General features: G+C 68.8%; 16 protein-coding genes. 4 read left to right on the top strand and 12 right to left on the bottom strand.

Going from position 1 to position 19,466, the window contains the following annotated elements; genetic code table 11:
* Positions 1 to 13: 13 nt before the first annotated feature.
* The 6 genes from ACFMRZ_RS28500 to clpS all read right to left on the bottom strand — a co-directional run bounded on the left by ACFMRZ_RS28500 (position 14) and on the right by clpS (position 3,730).
* Positions 14 to 706, bottom strand: a complete 693-nt coding sequence (locus ACFMRZ_RS28500; RefSeq protein WP_400182994.1) for a rhomboid family intramembrane serine protease — start codon at positions 704 to 706, stop codon at positions 14 to 16.
* A gap of 145 nt (positions 707 to 851) precedes the next feature.
* Entirely contained in the window at positions 852 to 1,814 is a 963-nt protein-coding gene (locus ACFMRZ_RS28495) for a PLP-dependent cysteine synthase family protein (RefSeq protein WP_400181426.1), read from the bottom strand.
* Positions 1,815 to 1,820: 6 nt separating this feature from the next.
* Positions 1,821 to 2,093, bottom strand: a complete 273-nt coding sequence (locus ACFMRZ_RS28490; protein ID WP_280272108.1) for a MoaD/ThiS family protein — start codon at positions 2,091 to 2,093, stop codon at positions 1,821 to 1,823.
* A gap of 49 nt (positions 2,094 to 2,142) precedes the next feature.
* Positions 2,143 to 2,565, bottom strand: a complete 423-nt coding sequence (locus tag ACFMRZ_RS28485; RefSeq protein ID WP_400181425.1) for a Mov34/MPN/PAD-1 family protein — start codon at positions 2,563 to 2,565, stop codon at positions 2,143 to 2,145.
* A 186-nt stretch (positions 2,566 to 2,751) separates the two neighbouring features.
* Entirely contained in the window at positions 2,752 to 3,321 is a 570-nt protein-coding gene (locus ACFMRZ_RS28480; protein WP_280272106.1) for a DUF2017 domain-containing protein, read from the bottom strand.
* 22 nt (positions 3,322 to 3,343) lie between these two features.
* Positions 3,344 to 3,730 (bottom strand): ATP-dependent Clp protease adapter ClpS, encoded by a 387-nt coding sequence (gene clpS / locus ACFMRZ_RS28475; protein WP_280272105.1) that lies wholly within the window; start codon positions 3,728 to 3,730, stop codon positions 3,344 to 3,346.
* A 129-nt stretch (positions 3,731 to 3,859) separates the two neighbouring features.
* Between clpS and ACFMRZ_RS28470 the strand changes: the two genes are divergently transcribed.
* Together ACFMRZ_RS28470 and ACFMRZ_RS28465 are read left to right on the top strand one after the other, a co-directional pair.
* Entirely contained in the window at positions 3,860 to 5,170 is a 1,311-nt protein-coding gene (locus ACFMRZ_RS28470) for a nicotinate phosphoribosyltransferase (RefSeq protein WP_400181424.1), read from the top strand.
* 25 nt (positions 5,171 to 5,195) lie between these two features.
* Positions 5,196 to 5,762, top strand: coding sequence for a nicotinamidase (locus ACFMRZ_RS28465; RefSeq protein ID WP_400181423.1), 567 nt, complete (start codon positions 5,196 to 5,198; stop codon positions 5,760 to 5,762).
* 4 nt (positions 5,763 to 5,766) lie between these two features.
* Here ACFMRZ_RS28465 and ACFMRZ_RS28460 read toward each other — a convergent pair whose 3' ends face one another.
* On the bottom strand, positions 5,767 to 6,885 hold the full coding sequence (locus ACFMRZ_RS28460) for an epoxide hydrolase family protein (protein ID WP_400181422.1): 1,119 nt from the start codon (positions 6,883 to 6,885) through the stop codon (positions 5,767 to 5,769).
* Between the two features lie 150 nt (positions 6,886 to 7,035).
* Positions 7,036 to 7,896 (bottom strand): alpha/beta fold hydrolase, encoded by an 861-nt coding sequence (locus tag ACFMRZ_RS28455; RefSeq protein WP_400181421.1) that lies wholly within the window; start codon positions 7,894 to 7,896, stop codon positions 7,036 to 7,038.
* A gap of 149 nt (positions 7,897 to 8,045) precedes the next feature.
* On the opposite strand from ACFMRZ_RS28455, the gene ACFMRZ_RS28450 reads away from it, so the two are divergent.
* Positions 8,046 to 10,106 carry an ATP-dependent DNA helicase gene (locus ACFMRZ_RS28450; RefSeq protein WP_400181420.1) on the top strand — a complete coding sequence of 687 codons (2,061 nt, stop codon included), beginning with the start codon at positions 8,046 to 8,048 and terminating at the stop codon, positions 10,104 to 10,106.
* Positions 10,107 to 10,277: 171 nt separating this feature from the next.
* Here ACFMRZ_RS28450 and ACFMRZ_RS28445 read toward each other — a convergent pair whose 3' ends face one another.
* Together ACFMRZ_RS28445 and ACFMRZ_RS28440 are read right to left on the bottom strand one after the other, a co-directional pair.
* On the bottom strand, positions 10,278 to 10,826 hold the full coding sequence (locus ACFMRZ_RS28445) for a DoxX family protein (protein ID WP_400181419.1): 549 nt from the start codon (positions 10,824 to 10,826) through the stop codon (positions 10,278 to 10,280).
* A gap of 117 nt (positions 10,827 to 10,943) precedes the next feature.
* On the bottom strand, positions 10,944 to 12,305 hold the full coding sequence (locus tag ACFMRZ_RS28440; protein ID WP_400181418.1) for an NCS2 family permease: 1,362 nt from the start codon (positions 12,303 to 12,305) through the stop codon (positions 10,944 to 10,946).
* Between the two features lie 267 nt (positions 12,306 to 12,572).
* Here ACFMRZ_RS28440 and ACFMRZ_RS28435 point away from each other — a divergent pair, with 267 nt between their 5' ends.
* Positions 12,573 to 14,627 carry an AMP-binding protein gene (locus ACFMRZ_RS28435; RefSeq protein ID WP_400181417.1) on the top strand — a complete coding sequence of 685 codons (2,055 nt, stop codon included), beginning with the start codon at positions 12,573 to 12,575 and terminating at the stop codon, positions 14,625 to 14,627.
* Positions 14,628 to 14,648: 21 nt separating this feature from the next.
* Here the strand turns inward: ACFMRZ_RS28435 and glgP are convergent, their stop codons facing one another.
* Both glgP and glgB read right to left on the bottom strand, forming a co-directional pair.
* Positions 14,649 to 17,234, bottom strand: coding sequence for an alpha-glucan family phosphorylase (glgP, locus tag ACFMRZ_RS28430; RefSeq protein ID WP_400181416.1), 2,586 nt, complete (start codon positions 17,232 to 17,234; stop codon positions 14,649 to 14,651).
* Positions 17,235 to 17,310: 76 nt separating this feature from the next.
* Positions 17,311 to 19,464 carry a 1,4-alpha-glucan branching protein GlgB gene (gene glgB / locus ACFMRZ_RS28425; protein ID WP_400181415.1) on the bottom strand — a complete coding sequence of 718 codons (2,154 nt, stop codon included), beginning with the start codon at positions 19,462 to 19,464 and terminating at the stop codon, positions 17,311 to 17,313.
* Positions 19,465 to 19,466: the final 2 nt, after the last annotated feature.

Raw genomic sequence — 19,466 nt, 5'->3', positions numbered from 1 at the left:
CCGGGCTCCGCGATCATCCCGGCGACGCGGGGCGGCCGACACTACCCCCGCGGCGACGACGACGTTCATCCCCAGAGAGTACCCAGCCGGCAACCAGTCCACCCACCGCCCCGAAAAGATGCCCTTGCCAAGAGATTCCGGGCTGCCCGGGCAGTACTCCCCACAGAATCGACCCGTACAGCAATCCCACGACCAGGCCGATCAGTATCTGCCAGAGGTTACGCGCGAAGAACCCGCGGGAGATCAGATAGGTGAGCCACCCGAAGACCAGCACCGACGCGCCGACGTGTATCGAGTTCGGATCCGCGATCAGCCAGGTCCCGAAACCGCCGATCAACCAGACGATGGCGGTGGCCGCCAGACCGCGGCCGATCCCGGTGAGCAGTGTCAGCAGGCCGAGCACGAGCACCGGCAGGGTGTTGCCGATCAGGTGCGCCCAATCGCCGTGCAGCAGCGGCGCGAACAGGATTCCGGTCAGCCCGTCGGTGCTGCGCGGGTGCACGCCCTCCTGCTCGAGCCGGTCACCGGTGGCGGTGTCGACGCCCTCGATGCCGTAGAGCAGCACGACGAAACCGAGCGTGATCGCGATAGCGCGCTGCCACAACAACTTCAGCGCCGCCGACGAGGTTCCCCGCTGCGCGAGCGGCGATTTCCCCTGTTGCCCGCGCCAGGCCGCGATCCGATCGGGATCGAACGACGAGCCCATTCCTGCGGTCACCGGCCATCACCTCCTCGCGAAGACCTCGGGCCGGTAGCGGCCCACACGCGACCGGACTCCGCACCCCCGAGCGTACCGATGAACCCGCCGGACCCGCCGCGTCCTCGTGCCGAGACGGGCCTGCCGACTCGGCTCAGGCCCAGAGCTGCCCGTCCAATTTGTCCTCGGCCTCTTCGAGCGTGCCCTCATATGCCCCGGTCGACAGGTATTTCCAGCCGCCGTCGGCGACCACGAACGCGATGTCGGCCCGCTTCCCCGCCTTCAGCGCCTTGGCGCCCACGCCGAGCGCGGCGTGCAGGATCGCGCCCGTGGAGATACCCGCGAAAATGCCCTCCTCGCCGACCAGTTCCCGGGTGCGCCGCACGGCGTCGTAGGGGCCGACGGAGAATCTCGAGGTCAGCACGGATTCGTCGTACAGCTCGGGCACGAATCCCTCGTCGAGGTTGCGCAGCCCGTAGACGAGTTCGCCGTAGCGCGGCTCGGCGGCGACGATATTGATGGACGGCACCTTCTCACGCAGGAAGCGCCCGGTGCCCATCAGCGTTCCGGTGGTGCCCAGCCCCGCGACGAAGTGCGTGATCTCCGGCAGGTCGGCCAGGATCTCGGGGCCGGTCCCCTCGTAGTGCGCCAGCGCGTTCGCGGGATTGCCGTACTGGTACAGCATCACCCAGTCGGGATTCTCCGCCGCGATCCGCTTCGCTTGCGCCACTGCCTGATTGGAGCCGCCGGCCGCGGGCGAGTCGATGATCTCGGCGCCGAACATGGTCAGCAGCTGACGCCGCTCCACCGAGGTGTTCTCCGGCATCACGCAGACCAGGCGGTAACCCTTCAGCTTGGCCGCCATGGCCAGCGAGATACCGGTGTTGCCACTGGTCGGCTCCAGAATCGTGCAGCCTGGCCGCAGCGTCCCGTCGGCCTCGGCGCGCTCGATCATCCGCAGCGCCGGGCGGTCCTTGATGGACCCGGTCGGATTGTGGTCCTCGAGTTTGGCCCACAGCCGCACGTGGTCGTCGCCGTCCCATTTCGGCGACAACCGGCGCAAGCCCACCAGCGGCGTATTGCCGAGGGTGTCGATCAGGGATTCGTAGCGCGCCACGGGAAATCAGCCGCCGGCGACGGCGGGCAGGATCGTCACGGTGCCGCCCTCGGGCACCTCGGCCGCGAGACCGCCGGCGAACCGCACGTCCTCGTCGTCGACGTAGATGTTGACGTAGCGGTTCAGCTTGCCGTCCGACAGCAACCGCTCCTTCAGCCCGGAGTAGTTGTTCTCCAGGTCGTCGATCACCGCGGCGAGGGTGGCGCCGGTGGCCTGCACGCGCTTCTCGCCACCGGTGTGGGTGCGCATGATGGTCGGGATGGACACGGTTACCGGCATGAGGTACTCCTTGCTTCCTGTCGGGACGGTGTTCCTGGTGCGGACGGGCTCAGACGGTCGAGTACTCGGGCACGATCCGCACCGGTTCCTCGGTCACCACCCCGTCCACGATCCGGTAGCTGCGCAGTTCGTGCACTTCCGGGTCGCGGGTGGAGACCAGTACGTAGTGGGCGTTCGGCTCGGCGGCGTAGGAGATGTCGGTGCGGCTGGGATAGGCCTCGGTCGCGGTGTGCGAGTGGTAGACGACCACCGGTTCCTCGTCGCGATCGTCCATCTCGCGCCAGACCCGCAGTTGCTCGCCGGAGTCGAACCGGTAGAACGTGGGCGATCGTTCGGCGTTCAGCATTGCCACGAATCGCTCGGGGCGGTCGGATCCCTCGGGCCCGGCGATGATGCCGCAGGCCTCGTCCGGGTGGTCGGCGCGAGCGTGCCCCACCATCGCGTCGACGAGGTCGGCCCTGATCACCAGCACAGTCGAAATCCTTCCGCTCACACCCGACGCACGCGCCACGAGGTCGAAACGCTGTCGTCAACGGCCCAGAATATGCACCTATTCCCCGACCGACGGCCGCAGCCCCCGAATTTCCCGCGCCGGATCGGGAAATGTGCTAGTCGACGTTGCTGTCAATAGTTATCCGCAGTGAGATTCGAATTCTGGTCACGGCGCGAGGGCTTGCAAGAGGGAATCCTGCATCCAGGTGAGCCAGTGATAGACGTCCAGATGCGGGGCCCGCGGGTCGTCGGGAGCGAGTTGCTCCGGGGTGTCGTTCTCGATGCCGAGGGCGGTGCCCAGCGCCAGCCGGACATCGTTGAGGGCACTCAGCCAGGCATCGGCCTGCTCGGGGGTGAGCACGACCTTGCCGCCCGTCGCGGGCAGCGTCTCGAGCACCACGCTGCCCGCCGCCACCTTGGCCTCGATGATGTCGGGTTCGTGCAGGCCGCGCAGGGCGCTGTTGAGATCGGCGCGGTCGGCGTCGGGCGAGCCGGGCTCGGGCCGGTGGAAGTCCGGCAGCAGTCGCGCCAGCCGCGGATCGTCCGGGGGACTCGTGTTGCCGCTGCGTAGCCCGGTCAGCTCGGCGAGATCGTCCTCGGGCGCGGACTGCGCCCGGTCGCTCAGCAGGCCGGTCACCGCGCCCACCAGCGAGCGCAGCACCTCGGCCTCCCGCGCTTCCATCTCCGACCGCAGCTTGAGCCCGCTCAGCGAGTTCTTCCTGCTCCACTTGCGCACGGGGCTACGGTAGTCGTCCCGGTCAGTCGTCACGCTGCATGGTGGCCCACAGTCCGGCCGCGTGTAGTCGCTGCACGTCGTGTTCCATCTTGTCGCGTGAACCGGACGAAACCACCGCCTTACCCTCGTTGTGCACCTTGAGCATCAACTCGGTTGCCTTGGCTTTGCTGTAGCCGAACAGCTTCTGAAATATGTAGGTGACGTAGTGCATCAGGTTCACCGGATCGTCCCAGACCACCGTGACCCACGGCCGGTCCTCGGCCTCCAGGATCTCGGTGGCCTCGACGGTTTCCGGAGTCGCCTGCGGCGCCGACAGCCGCACGGTGGCGATGCTCCCGGGGCCCGGCGTGTGCACCGCGGTCACGTTCGCGCCGACCGGACCGGCAGCGACCCGGACAGCGTGGTTCATGCACAGACCCATAACCCTCAGGGTACGACTCGACCCCGGATAAACAACACCCGCCGGTAGCCGATTCGGCCCTGTCCCCAGCCACATCCGGGGCGCCGCGCGGGCGAGCCGCCTGGCTACAGTGGCGACGTGGACACCGCCTCGGCACCCAGCACCGCGCTGCTGACCGACCAGTACGAACTGACCATGCTGGCGGCCGCGCTGGCCGACGACTCGGCCCGGCGGCAGTGCACCTTCGAAGTGTTCGCCAGAAGATTGCCACACGGCCGGCGCTACGGCGTGGTCGCGGGCACCGGCCGGTTGCTCGAGGCCCTGGCCGAATTCCGTTTCGGCCCCGCCGAACTCGACGTCGCCGCCGGTTTCCTGGACGACCGCACGCTGGAGTGGCTGCGCGACTACCGGTTCTCGGGCGATATCGACGGCTACCGCGAGGGCGACCTGTACTTCCCGGGCTCGCCGATTCTCTCGGTGCGGGGCGAGTTCGCCGAATGCGTCGTCCTGGAGACGCTGATCCTGTCGATCCTCAACCACGACAGCGCGATCGCGTCCGCGGCCGCCCGCATGGTCAGCGTCGCGGACGGCCGCCGGATGATCGAGATGGGCTCCCGGCGCACCCACGAACTGGCCGCGCCGGCCTGCGCCCGCGCCGCCTATCTGGCCGGTTTCGACGCCACCTCGAATCTGGAAGCGGTGCGCCGCTACGGCGTTCCCGGAGCGGGCACCAGCGCGCACGCGTTCACCCTGCTGCACAGCGGGCCGGACGGCCAGCACGAGGCGGCGGCGTTCCGCAGCCAGCTCGACGCGCTCGGCATCGGCACCACACTGCTGGTCGACACCTTCGACATCACGCAGGGGGTGGCCACCGCGATCAAGGTGGCCGGACCCGGACTCGGTGGGGTGCGGATCGATTCGGGCGATCTCGGCGTGCTGGCCCGGCAGGTGCGCGACCAGCTCGACGCGCTCGGGGCGACCCGGACCCGGATCGTGGTGTCGGGCGATCTGGACGAGTACTCGATCGCCGGGCTGCGCGCCGAGCCGGTGGACGCGTACGGCGTCGGCACCTCTCTGGTCACCGGGTCCGGCGCGCCGACCGCCGGAATGGTCTACAAGCTGGTCGAGGTGGAGGGCGTGCCGGTCGCCAAGCGCAGCAGTCACAAGGAGTCGCGCGGCGGCACCAAACTGGCGATGCGGTTGTCGCGCGAGACCGGGACGATCGTGGAGGAGATCGTGTATCCGGCCGCCGGGCCACGCCCGGATCCCGGCGGCTTCGAGGCGCGCGAGCTGCTGGTTCCGCTGGTCCGCGCGGGTGCGATCGCCGACGATCGGCCCGGCCTGCGGGAGGGGCGGGAGCTGGTCGCGCAGGGCCGGGTCAGCCTGCCCTGGGAGGGTTTGAAACTGTCGGCCGGGGAACCCGCGATCCCGACCACCTTCCTACAATGAGAGCACCGAGCCAGAGGTGCGAAATATGACCAGAGCACTCATCGTCGTCGACGTGCAGAACGATTTCTGCGAGGGCGGTTCGCTGGCGGTCGCGGGCGGCGCCGCGGTGGCCCGGCGGATCAGCGACTACCTGGACGTCTCCGACTACGCCGCCGTCGTGGCGACCCGCGACCACCACATCGATCCGGGCGCGCACTTCTCCGACAATCCGGACTATGTCGCCACCTGGCCCCCGCACTGCCGCGTCGGGACGCCCGGCGCCGAGTTCCATCCGAACCTGAATCTCGCCCCGATCGAGGAAATCTTCTCCAAAGGCGAATACAGCGCGGCCTATTCGGGTTTCGAGGGCGCCGCCGCGGACGGCACTCCCCTCGCGGACTGGTTGCGCGCCAACGACATCGATACCGTGGACGTCTGCGGCATCGCCACCGATCACTGCGTGCGCGCCACCGCCCTGGACGCCCGCGCCGCGGGCTTCGAGACCCGGGTGCTGCTGGGTCTCACCGCCGCCGTCGCCCCCGGCACGGCCGAGCAGGCGCTCGACCGGATGCGCGGGGCCGGCGTGGAACTCGCGGGCGAGCTGGAGCACTGACGGTCTACGTCAGCTTCGCGAAGAATCCGCGAATGTCGGCGGCCAGGATTTCGGGCACCTCGTAGGCGGCCCAGTGGCCGCCCTCGCTGTACTCGTTCCACTGGACGATATTGGCGTGGTCGCGTTCGGCGAACTTGCGGGGCGCCCGGAAGTCGTATCCGAACGAGGCGAGGCCGAGCGGGACCGTGGTCGGTTCGGTGGCGTGCGCGCCGTGCCCGTCCTCGAAGTAGAACCGCGCCGAGGACGCCGAGGTGTTGGTGAACCAGTAGAGCGCGACATTGGTGAGGATGTCGTCGGGATCCAGCGTGCCCAGCAGCTGACCGCTCCAGGCCAGCTGGCCGACCGGGGAATCCGAGAGCCCGTGCGCCAGCGTCTGCGGCTGTGCCCGCTGCGCGAAGTCGTGGATGGAGTGTTCCAGGAACTTCTGCCCGAACCGCACACCCATCAGTTCCTGCTCGCTGAGTCCGTCCAGTTCGCCCGGCTCGCCCTGCGGGAAGGAGAAGATCTGGTTGACGTGCACGCCGATCACGTTGTCCGGGGCCAGGCGGCCGATTTCCGGGGAGACGATCGCGCCGCCGTCGTTGCCGTGCACGCCGTAGCGCTCATATCCCAGCCGCCGCATCAGTTCGACGTAGGCGGCGGCCATCCGCTCACGCGCCCATCCGATGTCGGCGGTCGGACCGGAGCAGGTGAAGCCCGGGTACGACGGGATCACCAGGTGGAACTCGTCGGTGAGCAGTTCCACCAAGCCCAGGAACTCCACGAACGAACTCGGCCAGCCGTGCGTCAGCATCAGCGGCGTCGCCGCCGGATTCGCCGAGCGGATGTGCAGGAAGTGAACGCTCTGCCCGTCGATCTCGGTGACGAAGTGCGGGTACGCGTTCAGCTTCTCTTCCACTGCCCGCCAATCGAATTCGTCGCGCCACCGCTGAACCAGCGTGCGCACGAACTCCCCCGGCACCCCGTACTCCCACCCCGCCGGCACCGGAATGCCCACATCGACCTTCCCCGCCACCCGCTCCGCCGGCAGTTCGTTCGCGAACCGCGCATGCGCCAGCCGATAGCTCAGGTCATCCAGCTCGGCCTGCGGAATCTCGATCCGGAAGGAACGAATCTCACTCATACTCTTCTCCTCACTCACCAGAACGGAATGCTTCGTTCTACTCTACGACCAGAGTATCAGAATAGATCGTTCCGTTCCAACTCCAATCCGAAGAAGTCTCACCCACCGGGCGCTACACCAGCCGTGTACAGGGACCGGATCGACAGATTGCTACGGCGAACCCGGCGCCAGGAACTCTGTCAGGGCTGTGGCGGTGGCGTCGGGGTTTTCGAGTTGGGGGTAGTGGCCGGTGTCGTCGAGGACTGTGAAGGTGGCTCGGGGGAGGCGTTGGCGGAGGCGTGGGAGGAGGTGGGCGCCGCTGATCGGGTCGGCAGGGCCCCAGAGGAACAGGGTTGGGGCGGAACAGGATTCGAGGGCGTGTTGCCAGCGGGTGGCGTTGGCGCGGCGCTCGTCGTGGTAGCGGTTGAGGCGCCATTGGATGCGTTTGCCGCCGTCGCTCGACGTGGCGAGCCACATCTGGTGGAGGTCCGAGTCGGCGAGGGGGCGACCGAGGATGCGGCGCAGGGACATGCGGTACGTGGACTCGGTCATCAAGGGCCCCAGGACTTTTCCGAGCCTGGTGTAGAGCAGGCGCTGCACCGGCAGCGGCCGGTACAGGTCGGGGTAGAGGCCGCCGTTCAGCCACGCCATCCGGGTGACGCGGTCCGGATCTCGGGTCAGTAGTTCCTGCGCGACGCTGACGCCGTAATCGTGTGCGACCAAGGCGGTTTCGCGGATGTCGAGATACCGCCACAGCTCCTCGACCAGGGTGGCCTGTTCGGTGAGACGGTAGTCGTGCCGCCGCGGCTTGGCGCTGGCGCCGAAACCGAGAAAGTCCAGAGTCGTTACCCGGCAACCGGATTCGACCAATGCGGGCAGTACCGGCGCCCAGTCGTGCGAGGAGGTCGGATACCCGTGCAGCAGCGTGACCGGGCGACCGTCGACCGGACCGTCCTGGCGGTGAAAGATCCGATGCCCGGCCACCTCGACATGGTCGCCCCCGGCAATCCAGTCCGCCCGCGACGGATGCATCGGATACTCCCTTCCCCGGCGACCGGCCCCGGCGAGCGCCGACGCCCGCCCGTTGCCGATACCGTACAACCCGGACGGTTCGCCCCACCCGCCCCGCATTCCGCGAGAGTCCGCGCGTGACTGTCGGACCGGCGCAGTAATCTGCCTGAGTGCCCGAACTCCCGCCCGTCCCCACCCTGCTGGCGACCGCTGTCGACGCGCTCGGCGGCGCGGCGCGCAAGGGTCAGCAGACCATGGCGGCCGCGGTCGCGCACTCCATCGACACCAAGGAGCACTTGGCCGTGCAGGCCGGTACCGGTACCGGCAAGTCGCTGGCCTACCTGATACCGAGCCTGCGGCACGCCGTGCAGACCGGCCGCACGGTGGTGGTCTCCACGGCCACCATCGCCCTGCAACGCCAGCTGGTGGACCGCGACCTGCCGCGCCTGGCCGAGGCGCTGGAGCAGCCGCTCGGCCGCCGGGCGCGGTTCGCGATCCTCAAGGGCCGCAACAACTATCTGTGCCTGAACAAGATCAACAGCGCCGTCCCGGACGAACCGGCCGACGCCGAACTGTTCGACGCGTTCGCGGTGTCCCGCCTCGGCCGCGAGGTGCAGCGGCTCAACGACTGGGCCTCCGACACCGAGACCGGCGACCGCGACGAGGTCGCGCCGGGCGTCACCGACCGGGCGTGGCGGCAGGTCAGCGTGTCCTCGCGAGAATGCCTGGGCAAATCGCGCTGCCCGTTCGGCACCGACTGCTTCGCCGAACGTGCCCGCAGCGAATCCGGCCAGGCCGATGTGGTCGTCACCAACCATGCGCTGCTGGCCATCGATGCCATCAGCGGCATCCAGGTGCTCCCGGAACACGATGTGGTCGTCATCGACGAGGCCCACGAACTGGTGGACCGCGTCACCGGCGTGGCGACCGCCGAGCTGTCCACCGCCGCCATCACCGCCGCCGCCAAACGCTGCGCCAAACTCGCCGACGAACAAGAGGTCGACCGGCTCGAGGGCGCCGCCGACGCCTGGCACGACCTGCTCGAGGATCTGCCGCCGGGCCGCTGGGACGCCCTGCCCGACGGCGTCTCCCCCGTGCTCGCGCTGGTCCGCGATGCCGCCTGGAATCTCCGCACCGCGCTGGCGCCGCCGGGTGTGTCCGTCCCGCAAGGTGATCCGGAGTCCGCCGCGGCCCGCAATCAGGCGGTGGCCGCGGTCGAGGAGGTGCACGACACGGCGGTGCGGGCGCTGACGGCGTTCGAGGAGCCCGACCCGGCGGTGCGCCGCGACGTGCTCTGGCTGTCCGCCGACGAGGTGCGCGGCGTCGCGCGGCGCAGCCTGCACATGGCCCCGCTCTCGGTCGGCGGGTTGTTGCGCAGCCGCCTGTTCGGCACCGCCACCGTCGTCCTGACCTCGGCGACACTGCAGGTGGGCGGCTCGTTCGACGGGCTGGCCGTCACCTGGGGCCTGCCGCCGCAATCGGCGAACCGGGTCGACGCGGCCCTGGCCAACGGCGCCGAGGCCCCCTCGGACAACGCCGCGGTGCGGTGGAATTCGCTGGACGTCGGCTCCCCGTTCGACCATGCCAAATCCGGAATCCTCTACGTCGCCAAGCATTTGCCGCCGCCGGGCCGCGACGGCATGGCCCCGGCCGCCCTGGACGAGATCGAGCGGCTGATCCGCGCCGCCGGTGGCCGCACCCTCGGGCTGTTCTCCTCGATGCGCGCGGCCAAGGCCGCCACCGAGGTGCTGCGTCAGCGACTGGACACGCCGCTGCTGTGCCAGGGCGACGATGCCACCGGCGCCCTGGTCCGCCGCTTCGCCGAGGACGCGGAGACCTCGCTGTTCGGCACGCTGTCGCTGTGGCAGGGCGTCGATGTGCCCGGCCCGTCGCTGAGCCTGGTCATCCTGGACCGCATCCCGTTCCCCCGCCCGGACGATCCGCTGCTGGTGGCCCGGCAGCGCGCGGTGGAATCGCGCGGCGGCAACGGCTTCATGGCGATCGCGGCCAATCACGCCGCGCTGCTCCTGGCCCAGGGCACCGGCCGATTGCTGCGCAGCACCGACGACCGCGGCGTGGTCGCGGTGCTGGATTCGCGCCTGGTGACCGCGCGCTACGGCGCCTACCTGCGCGCCTCGCTGCCGCCGTACTGGGAGACCTTCGACCCGGAGGTGGTGGCCAAGGCGCTGCAACGCCTGACCGCGACCGCGCCGACACCGACCGGCGGCTAAACCTCACGCCGGTGTGAATTGACTCTCAGCCCTTGGCCAAGCTTCTATGCGGAACTAAATTGGGCATCGGTACTCCGATGAACCCCCAATTCCCACATCGGATGTGCCTGTTGCCCCCGCGCCAAGCCCTGCACACGGTGCGGGGGCCCCACTCTTCCGCCGCGGCAGAGGTCAGAGCGCCCATTTGAGAATCAGGGTGACGACGCCGGCGACGACGGCCAGAACCACCGCGCCGGTTCCCCAGACGACACCCTGCCGCTGCCACGGGCGGCCGTAGTCGAGCGAGTAACGGCCCGGTCCGGTGAACGCCAGCGCGGCCGCGGCCACCGCGAACAACAGACCCATCTCGTAGCCCGGCCCCTCGGCGCCACCGAACAGACCGCTGTGCCAGGTCGCGTTGATCGCGTTGATCATGGTGCCGAGCGCGATGGCGGCGGCGAGCGGTGTCAGCAGGCCCAGCACCAGCAGGCCGCCGCCCACCATTTCACTCAGGCCGGCCAGGGTCCCGAAGAACTTGCCGGGGTTGTACCCCATCTGGTCGAAGCCGGATGTGGTGGCGTCCCAACCCATTCCGTCGAACCAGCCGAATAATTTCTGGGTCCCGTGTACGAACAGCAGGCCGCCGAAAAATATCCGCAGGACCAGCAGGCCGATATCGGCGGCGGCGATACCGCCGGTGCGCTGGTCGAGGTCGGTCGAAGCGGTGGTGTGGGCTGTCATGGTCTGTCTCCGAGTCCTCGTTCGTTAGTTTGCGCAAGCAAACCGGACTATGGTCCGGTTTGTTCACGGGACACAACTCTAAGCGGTTCAATCGATATTCCGCGCGACGACGGAACGTTATTCGGCGAGGAAGAAGAAGTACCCGAGGAATACCGCCATGAGCACCCACATCACCCAGTGCACCTCGCGCCCGCGCCCGCGCGCGACCATCACCACCGGGTAGAACAGCAGTCCCATGGCGATGCCGTTGGCGATCGAGTAGGTCAGCGGCATCATGACCACCGTGAGGAACGCGGGAATCGCGTATTCCAGCTTGTGCCAGTCGATTTCGCCGAGCGCGCGGGCCATCAGCACCCCGACCACCACGAGCGCCGGCGCGGTCACCGCGGGAGCGCCCGCGACGACGGCGAACAGCGGGAAGAAGAACATCGCGACCAGGAACCACGCCGCCGTCGACACCGCCGTCAGCCCGGTGCGCCCGCCCGCGCTCACGCCCGCGGTGGATTCGACGTACGCGGTGGTGGTCGAGGTGCCGATGATCGCGCCCGCCGTGGTACCCACCGAATCGGCGGCCAGCGCCTGCGCCGCCCGCGGCAGCCGTCCGTCCGGACCGAGCAGCCCCGCCTGGTTGGCAATGCCGATCAACGTGCCCGAGGCGTCGAAGAAGTCGACGAACAGCATGGTCAGTACGACGATCACCATCTGCCCGGTGAACGCGTCCGGCAGGTGGACGATGGCCTGCCCGAAGGTCTGATCGAGCCCGTGCGGCATGGCGACGACCGAATCCGGCAGCTCCACCAGCCCGCTCACGACACCGACGACGGTGGTGGCGACGATCCCGTACAGCACCGCGCCGTGCCAGCCGAGCACCATGAAGATCACCGTCAGCAGCAACCCGAACAGCGCCAGCAGCGTACTGCCCTTGGTGAAGTCGCCGAGATGCACCAGGGTGGCGTCGCTGGCGACCACGACACCGGCGTTCTTGAGCCCGAGGAAGGCCACGAACATGCCGATGCCCGCGCCGACGGCCAGTTTCATCTGCATCGGGATGGCGTCGATGATCTTTTCGCGGACCTTGGTCACGGCCAGCACGAAGAAGATCACGCCCGACAGGAACGTCCCCGACAACGCCTCCTGCCACGGGATGCCCATGCCGAGCACCACCGAGTACGCGAAGAAGGCGTTGAGCCCCATGCCCGGCGCGAGCGCGACCGGGTAACGCGCCCACAGCCCCATGACCAGCGTGCCGAATACCGCCGCGACGGCCGTGGCGGTGAACACGGCCTGCGTCGGAATGCCGAGCGGCCCGAGTTGTCCCTGGTCGCCGAGAACCGACGGATTCACCGCGAGCACATACGACATCGCGAGGAAGGTGACCGTGCCGGCCATGATCTCGCGCTTGTAGGTCGACCCGAGCCGGGTGACCCCGAAGTAGGAGTCGAGGCGACTCTCTGGTCGCGGCTGCGCGTCGGTACTCATCGTGATGTCTCCACCTCGGCCGGAGGAACAATGCCCAGGGCACCGTAGCTGCCACGACACACCCGTGCCATTTCAGGACGGGCTAACCGATAGCAATCCATAGCCGCACCGGTCGGGCGTTACTTGAAGTAACACGCAATCACCGGGCAATTTAACGAAGAGTTCGCCTTCAATATGGAGGTTCTTGACCTGCGAAGTGGTGGCCGTTACAAATATGTTATCCGCCGAATCGAGCTGTCGTGGCGGCCGAGCGAGAAGTGCAAGCTGTTGGTTACCGATATCGTCGAAGCGGCCGCGGAGCTGTCCGCCGACCGCCGCGCCCTATGGGATCTGCTCCTCGATCCCGAGACCTATCCTCGGCTGTTCCCCGGCATCGGCGCCTGCGAACAATTCGACACCGACGAGGGGCCCGCGCTGCTGCGGATGCGACTCGGTGGCGACACCGGCGAGATCCGCACCATCGACGTCCACCTGATCCCCGGGCGCACCCACGAATTCCTCGAATTGCAATGTCCCACACAGGGTTGCTTCGCCGCGATCCGGCTGCGCGGCGATCACGAGCAGACCCGCGTCAACGTCACCTTCTTCACCCCGGGCCGCGCGCACCCGCTGGTGGCGACACTGCCGAACGAGGCCGTGATCGACTGGACGCTGGCCGGGCTGCGGCGGGTGGCCGACGTCGTCACCGGCGCCCCGACCTCGGTCGCGATCAACGGCGAGGACTCCCCCATGCGGTTGCAGGTCGACGTCGCCCGCCAGATGATCTCGACCGGCGTGGTGCGCACCTACCGATTCGACAAGGGCGTGAAACAGCTACGCCGCCTGGCGAGATGGGGTTTCACGCTGGCGGGTGGGTATGCCGCGGCGGCCGCCTACGAGCCCCATCGCCCGGCCGTGATCGACGACCGCGGCATACGGACCTTCGCCGAGATCCACGCGCGGACACACGCACTGGCGAGTGCGCTCGCCGACCTCGACATCCGCGCGGGTGACGCGATCGGCCTGCTGTCGCGCAATCACGCCGAGATGGTCGAAATCATGGTCGCCGCGGGGAAACTCGGCGTCGACGTGGTACTGCTCAACACCGGCCTGGCCGCCGGGCGGATCGCCGAAATCGCCGAAAAGCACCAGATCGCAGCGGTATTCGCTGATCCGGCACTGGCCGACCTGATCCGTTATGTGCCGCCGGAGATCCCGCGCTTCCCCGCCTCGGCGGATCCCGACGAACCCGGCCGCGCCGCCGTCGACGACCTGATCGCCATGGGGCGCGGCAGTTTCGGGAAACCCTCGCGGCCGGGTCGGCTGATCGTGCTGACCTCCGGGACCAGCGGGACGCCCAAGGGCGCGCGCCGCCCGCATCCGAAGGGATTCGGCACGGTGGCGGCGCTGCTGTCGCGAATCCCGTTGCGGATGAACGAGACCATGCTGATCCCCGCGCCGCTGTTCCACACCTGGGGGCTGGCCGCACTGCAGATCAGCACGCCGATCCGGGCGACGGTGGTGCTGCCGGAGCGCTTCGACGCCGAGGACTGCCTGCGGCTGATCGCCGAGCACCGGGTCACGTCGCTGATCGTGGTGCCCATCATGGTGAACCGAATTCTGGACCTGCCCAGCACCGTTCGCGCCCGCTACGACACCTCCAGCCTGCACGTGGTGGCGAGTTGCGGTGCGCCGCTGTCCGGTGCGGCGGTGCTGCGGTTCGCCGAGGTCTTCGGCGCCACCCTCTACAACGTGTACGGGTCCACCGAGGTGTCCTGGGCGACCATCGCCGACCCGGCCGACCTCCGGCTGTCCCCGACGACCGCCGGGCGGCCGCCACTGGGCACGAAAGTCGCTGTGCTGGGCCCGGATTCCCGGCCGGTGCCGGTCGGCGCGACCGGCCGCATCTTCGTCGGCAACCACATGCTCTTCGACGGCTACACCGACGCGGCGCCGCCCGGCGAGGCCGACGGCATGCTCGACACCGGCGACGTCGGCTACCTCGATGCCACCGGCCGCCTGTTCGTCGCCGGCCGCGACGACGAGATGATCATCTCCGGCGGCGAGAACGTCTTCCCGCGCCCGGTCGAGGAGGCCCTGTCCCACCTCCCGCAGGTGAGCGAGGTGGCGGTGATCGGCGTGCCGGACCACGAATTCGGCCAGCGCCTGGCCGCTTTCGTCGTCAAGCGCGACGATTCCGGCCTGGACCCCGACATGATCCGCACCTATATCCGCAACCGTCTCGGCCGCTTCTCGGTCCCCCGCGACGTCCACTTCCTGGACGCCCTCCCCCGCAACCCGACCGGCAAGATCATGAAACGCGCTCTCGCCCAACCGAGCTGAGCCAATTCCACGAATCCGAGATTACGGGGTCGGTGCGGCGACCAGGCCCAGTTCGGCGTCGCTGGACAGCAGGCGGTGGCGGGGCAGGATGCGGACGGTGTAGCCGACCGCGCCGGAGAGCGGGACCGGGGTGTCCGCAGTGTAGATCTCTACCCCGGAATCGGTTGTGGTGTGGGTCATCTCGATGGAGGTGACATCGGAGAGGTCGTCATCGGGCGACACCCGGCCCAGCACTGCCTGCACCACCACGTCCGAAGGCGCCAGGCCCGCCAGGTCGATGCGGGCGCGCAACGACAGATCCGCGCCGATCACCGGGGTGTCGGGCAGGCCCGCGCTGTCCACCTGGATCACCTTCACCTGCGGCCACGCCGACTCGACCCGGCGACGGTACTCCGCCAGCACCCGCGCTCCGGCGAAATCATCCTGTGCCACAGCGGAATACGAGGCCGCGGCCGGTATGTAGTAGTCGACGGCGTAGTCGCGCACCATGCGCGAGGCCAGCACCTGCGGACCGAGCGTCTGCAGGGTGTGCCGGACCATCTCCATCCAGCGCACCGGCAGGCCGTCGCCGTCGCGATCGTAGAACCGCGGCAGCACAGCGCGATCCAGCGTCTCGTACAGGGCGGCGGCCTCGAGATCGTCGCGGCGGTGGTCGTCGCGGACACCGTCGGCGGTGGGAATGGCCCAGCCGTTCTCGCCGTCGTACATCTCGTCCCACCAGCCGTCGCGGATCGACAGATTCAGCGAGCCGTTGAGCGCGGCCTTCATGCCCGAGGTGCCGCATGCTTCCAGCGGGCGCAGCGGATTGTTCAGCCACACATCGCATCCCCAGTACAGGTAGCGGGCCATCGACATGTCGTAGTCGGGCAGGAAGACGATGCGATGCCGCACCGCCGGATCGTCGGCGAAGCGCACCACCTGCTGGATCAGCGCCTTGCCGCCGTCGTCGGCCGGGTGACTCTTGCCCGCCACCACCAACTGCACCGGGCGTTCCGGATCCAGCAGCAGCGACCGCAGCCGTTCCGGGTCGCGCAGCATCAGCGTCAGCCGCTTGTAGGTCGGCACCCGGCGCGCGAAGCCGACGGTGAGCACGTTCGGGTCGAAAACGTCGTCCACCCAGGTCAATTCGGCGGGAGCGGCGCCGCGCTCCAGCCACGATGCGTGCACCCGTCGGCGCACCTCGGCAACCAGCTTGCCGCGCAGGGTGTTTCGGGTCGACCACAGTTCGCGCAGATCGATGTCGCGCAACCGCTCCCAGCCGCGCGCCTCCTCCACCAGTTCGGGTCCGACGAATTCCCGGGCCTTCTCGATCCACTCCCGCGCCGCCCAGGTCGGGGCGTGCACGCCGTTGGTGACCGAGCCGATGGGCACCTCGGCGGCATCGAAACCGGGCCACAGCGACGCGAACATGGCGCGGCTGACCTCGCCGTGCAACCGCGATACGCCGTTGGCGCGCTGGGCCAGCCGCAGTCCGAGGTGGGCCATGTTGAACACCGACGGATCGGCCTCCCGGCCCAGCGCCACGATGCGGTCCACGGAAACACCCGGCAGCAGCGGAGATTCGCGCTCGCCGTGCGCTCCGCCGAAGTAGCGCCGCACCAGGGCGCCGGCGAACCGATCGATCCCCGCGGGCACCGGGGTGTGCGTGGTGAATACCGTGCCCGCCCGGACCGCGGCCAGGGCGGCGTCGAAATCCATTCCGGCGGTCATGAATTCGCGGATCCGCTCGATGCCCAGGAAACCGGCGTGGCCCTCGTTCATGTGGAAGACATCCGGGTCGGGCAGCCCGTGGGCATGGGTGTAGGCGCGCACCGCCCGCACGCCGCCGATGCCCGCCAGGATCTCCTGTTTGATGCGGTGATCCTGATCGCCGCCGTAGAGGCGATCGGTCACCGACCGCAGCTCCGGATCGTTGTCGGCGATATCGGAATCCAACAGCAGCAACGGAATCCGGCCGACCTGCGCGATCCACACCCGCGCCCGCAGCACCCGGCCCTCCGGCATCGGCACGTGCACGAGCACCGGCGCACCCGACTCGGTGAGCAACCGCAGCGGCAGGCCCTGCGGATCCAGATCCGGGTAACGCTCGGCCTGCCAGCCGTCGGCGGTCAGGGATTGGCGGAAATATCCGGACCGGTACAGCAGTCCGACGCCGATGAGCGGCAGCCCCAGATCGGACGCGGCCTTCAGATGGTCGCCCGCGAGAATCCCGAGCCCACCCGAATAGTTCGGCAGCACCTCGGTCACACCGAACTCCATCGAGAAGTAGGCGATCGCCCGCGGCAGATGCTCGGCACGGTCCCCGTCCGACTGCCGATCGAACCAGCTCGGCCGCTCCAGATAGTCCCGCAGATCGGCCGCGGCACCATCCACCGCGCGGGTGTAGGCGTCGTCGGCAGCCAACTCGTCGAGACGCCCCGCCGGCACCTCCCCCAACATCCGCACCGGATCCCGCCCGACCTCCACCCACAGCCCCGGATCCAACTCCGCAAACAGATCCTGCGTCGGCCCATGCCACGACCACCGCAGATTCGTAGCGAGTTCAGCGAGCGCCGACAGCCGCTCGGGCAGATGGGCACGGACCGTGAACCGACGCAATGCCTTCACCCGAATGACCCTACCTCACGCCGTATGCTCCACCACGAGCTGGATAGGTGCCCTGACCTGCGGGTCTGCCGCACACTCAGTCCGGCGCCAGCCACACCGCGCTGTTGGGCGCCAGCGTGACGGCCGCGGAGAACGGGCGGCCGTGCCATGGTTCCGCGACCGATCGCACGCCGCCGAGGTTGCCTACGCCGCTGCCGGCGTAGTCGGCGGCGTCGGTGTTGAGGATCTCGCGCCAGTGGCCGGCGGACGGGAGGCCGATGCGGTAGTCGCGGTGTTGGGTGCCGGAGAAGTTGTAGACGCAGGCCACCAGCGAGTTGTCGGAGCCGTAGCGGAGGAAGGCGACGACGTTGCCGGCGCGGTCGTCGGCGTCGATCCAGGCGTAGCCGCCCGGCGAGGCGTCCTGCGACCACAGCGCCGGGTGGGCGCGATAGGCCGCGTTGAGGTCGCGGACGAGCCGCCGGATGCCGTCGTGCAGCGGATTCTCCAGCTCCTGCCAGTCCAGTCCGCGATCGTGCGACCACTCCCGGAACTGGCCGAAGTCCTGGCCCATGAACAGCAACTGCTTGCCCGGGTGGGCCCACTGATAGGCCAGCAGCGTGCGCACCCCGCAGGCCTTCACCCAGTCGTCGCCGGGCATCCGGGTCCACAGCGTGCCCTTGCCGTGCACTACCTCGTCGTGGCTGATCGGCAGCACGTAGTTCTCGCTCCACGCGTACACCGTCGAAAAGGTGATCTCGTTGTGGTGCCAGCTGCGGTGGATCTGGTCGCGCCCCAGGTAGCCCAGGGTGTCGTGCATCCAGCCCATGTTCCACTTCATGGTGAAACCCAGGCCGCCGACATCGGTGGACCGGGTGACGCCCGGCCAGGTGGTGGATTCCTCGGCGATGGTGACCACGCCCGGATGATGCTTGTGCACCATCGCGTTCATCTCCTGCAGGAACGCCACGGCCTCCAGATTCTCGCGCCCGCCAAGGATATTCGGCTCCCAGCCGCCCTCCGGCCGCGAGTAGTCCAGGTACAGCATCGAGGCCACGGCGTCGACGCGCAGCCCGTCGATGTGGAACTCCTCGATCCAGTAGCGGGCGTTGGCGACCAGGAAGTTCCGCACCTCGTTCCGTCCGAAGTCGAAAACGTAGGTGCCCCAGTCCAATTGCTCACCGCGCCGCGGATCGGGATGCTCGTAGAGCGCGGTGCCGCCGAAACGGCCCAGCGCCCATTCGTCGCGCGGGAAGTGCGCGGGCACCCAGTCCAGCAGGACGCCGATGCCCGCGGCGTGCAGGTGATCCACGAACGCCCGGAAGTCGTCGGGAGTGCCGAAGCGGGCCGTCGGCGCGTAGTAGGAGGTGACCTGATAACCCCACGAGCCGCCGAACGGATGTTCCGCGACGGGCAGCAGCTCGACATGCGTATAGCCCTGCGCCAGAATGTATTCGGCGAGTTGCGCGGCGGCCTCGCGGTAGTCGAGCCCCGGCCGCCACGAGCCGAGATGCACCTCGTAGACGCTCATCGGCGACCGCACGGGGTCCGTGCGGGTACGTGTCGCGATCCAATCGTCGTCGCGCCAGGTGTAGCGGCTCTCGGTGACCACCGATGCGGTCGCCGGGGGCACCTCCGTGGCGAACGCCATGGGATCGGCGTGATCGACCGTGCGGCCGTCCGCGCCGTGCACCCGGAACTTGTATTTCGCCCCCACGCCGACCCCCGGCACGAACAGTTCCCACACCCCGGAACCTCCCAATTGCCGCATGGGCGCGGTGTTTCCGCTCCACCCGTCGAAGTCGCCGATCACCGCGACCCCGCGGGCATTGGGCGCCCACACCGCGAACGACGTCCCCGCCACCTCGCCGTCGAGCGTGGTGTAGCGGCGCGGATGCGCGCCCAGCACCTCCCACAGCCGACCGTGGTTGCCCTCGCCGATCAGGTGCAGGTCGAGTTCGCCGACCGTCGGCAGGAACCGATACCCGTCCGCGTCGAGAACGGTGCGGCTGCCCGGATACGACACCAATAGCCGGTAGTCCCAGAGGTCCGGGAAGGGCACGACGCCTTCGAACACACCGTGCTCCACGTGGGCCAGCGGATAGTCCGTGTCGCCGATCCGCGCCGCCACCGAATTCGCGTGCGGGCGAAGGGCTCTGATCACCGTACCGGTCGGATGCGGATGCGCGCCGAGCACCGTGTGCGGATCACGGTGAGTACCCGCAACCAGCAGCAGCAGATCGCGACGGTTCATCG

This window comes from Nocardia sp. N2S4-5, from assembly GCF_044628355.1.
Lineage (GTDB): Bacteria > Actinomycetota > Actinomycetes > Mycobacteriales > Mycobacteriaceae > Nocardia > Nocardia wallacei_B.
The sequence above is the reverse complement of the archived record's forward strand: the minus strand, read 5'-3'. Positions and strand labels throughout refer to the sequence as shown.

Coding starts and splice junctions, on each gene's coding strand:
- ACFMRZ_RS28500 (WP_400182994.1), bottom strand. CDS start 706: ATGGGCTCGTCGTTCGATCCCGATCGGATCGCGGCCTGGCGCGGGCAA.
- ACFMRZ_RS28490 (WP_280272108.1), bottom strand. CDS start 2,093: ATGCCGGTAACCGTGTCCATCCCGACCATCATGCGCACCCACACCGGT.
- clpS (WP_280272105.1), bottom strand. CDS start 3,730: ATGAACCACGCTGTCCGGGTCGCTGCCGGTCCGGTCGGCGCGAACGTG.
- ACFMRZ_RS28465 (WP_400181423.1), top strand. CDS start 5,196: ATGACCAGAGCACTCATCGTCGTCGACGTGCAGAACGATTTCTGCGAG.
- ACFMRZ_RS28460 (WP_400181422.1), bottom strand. CDS start 6,885: ATGAGTGAGATTCGTTCCTTCCGGATCGAGATTCCGCAGGCCGAGCTG.
- ACFMRZ_RS28455 (WP_400181421.1), bottom strand. CDS start 7,896: ATGCATCCGTCGCGGGCGGACTGGATTGCCGGGGGCGACCATGTCGAG.
- ACFMRZ_RS28445 (WP_400181419.1), bottom strand. CDS start 10,826: ATGACAGCCCACACCACCGCTTCGACCGACCTCGACCAGCGCACCGGC.
- ACFMRZ_RS28440 (WP_400181418.1), bottom strand. CDS start 12,305: ATGAGTACCGACGCGCAGCCGCGACCAGAGAGTCGCCTCGACTCCTAC.
- glgB (WP_400181415.1), bottom strand. CDS start 19,464: ATGAACCGTCGCGATCTGCTGCTGCTGGTTGCGGGTACTCACCGTGAT.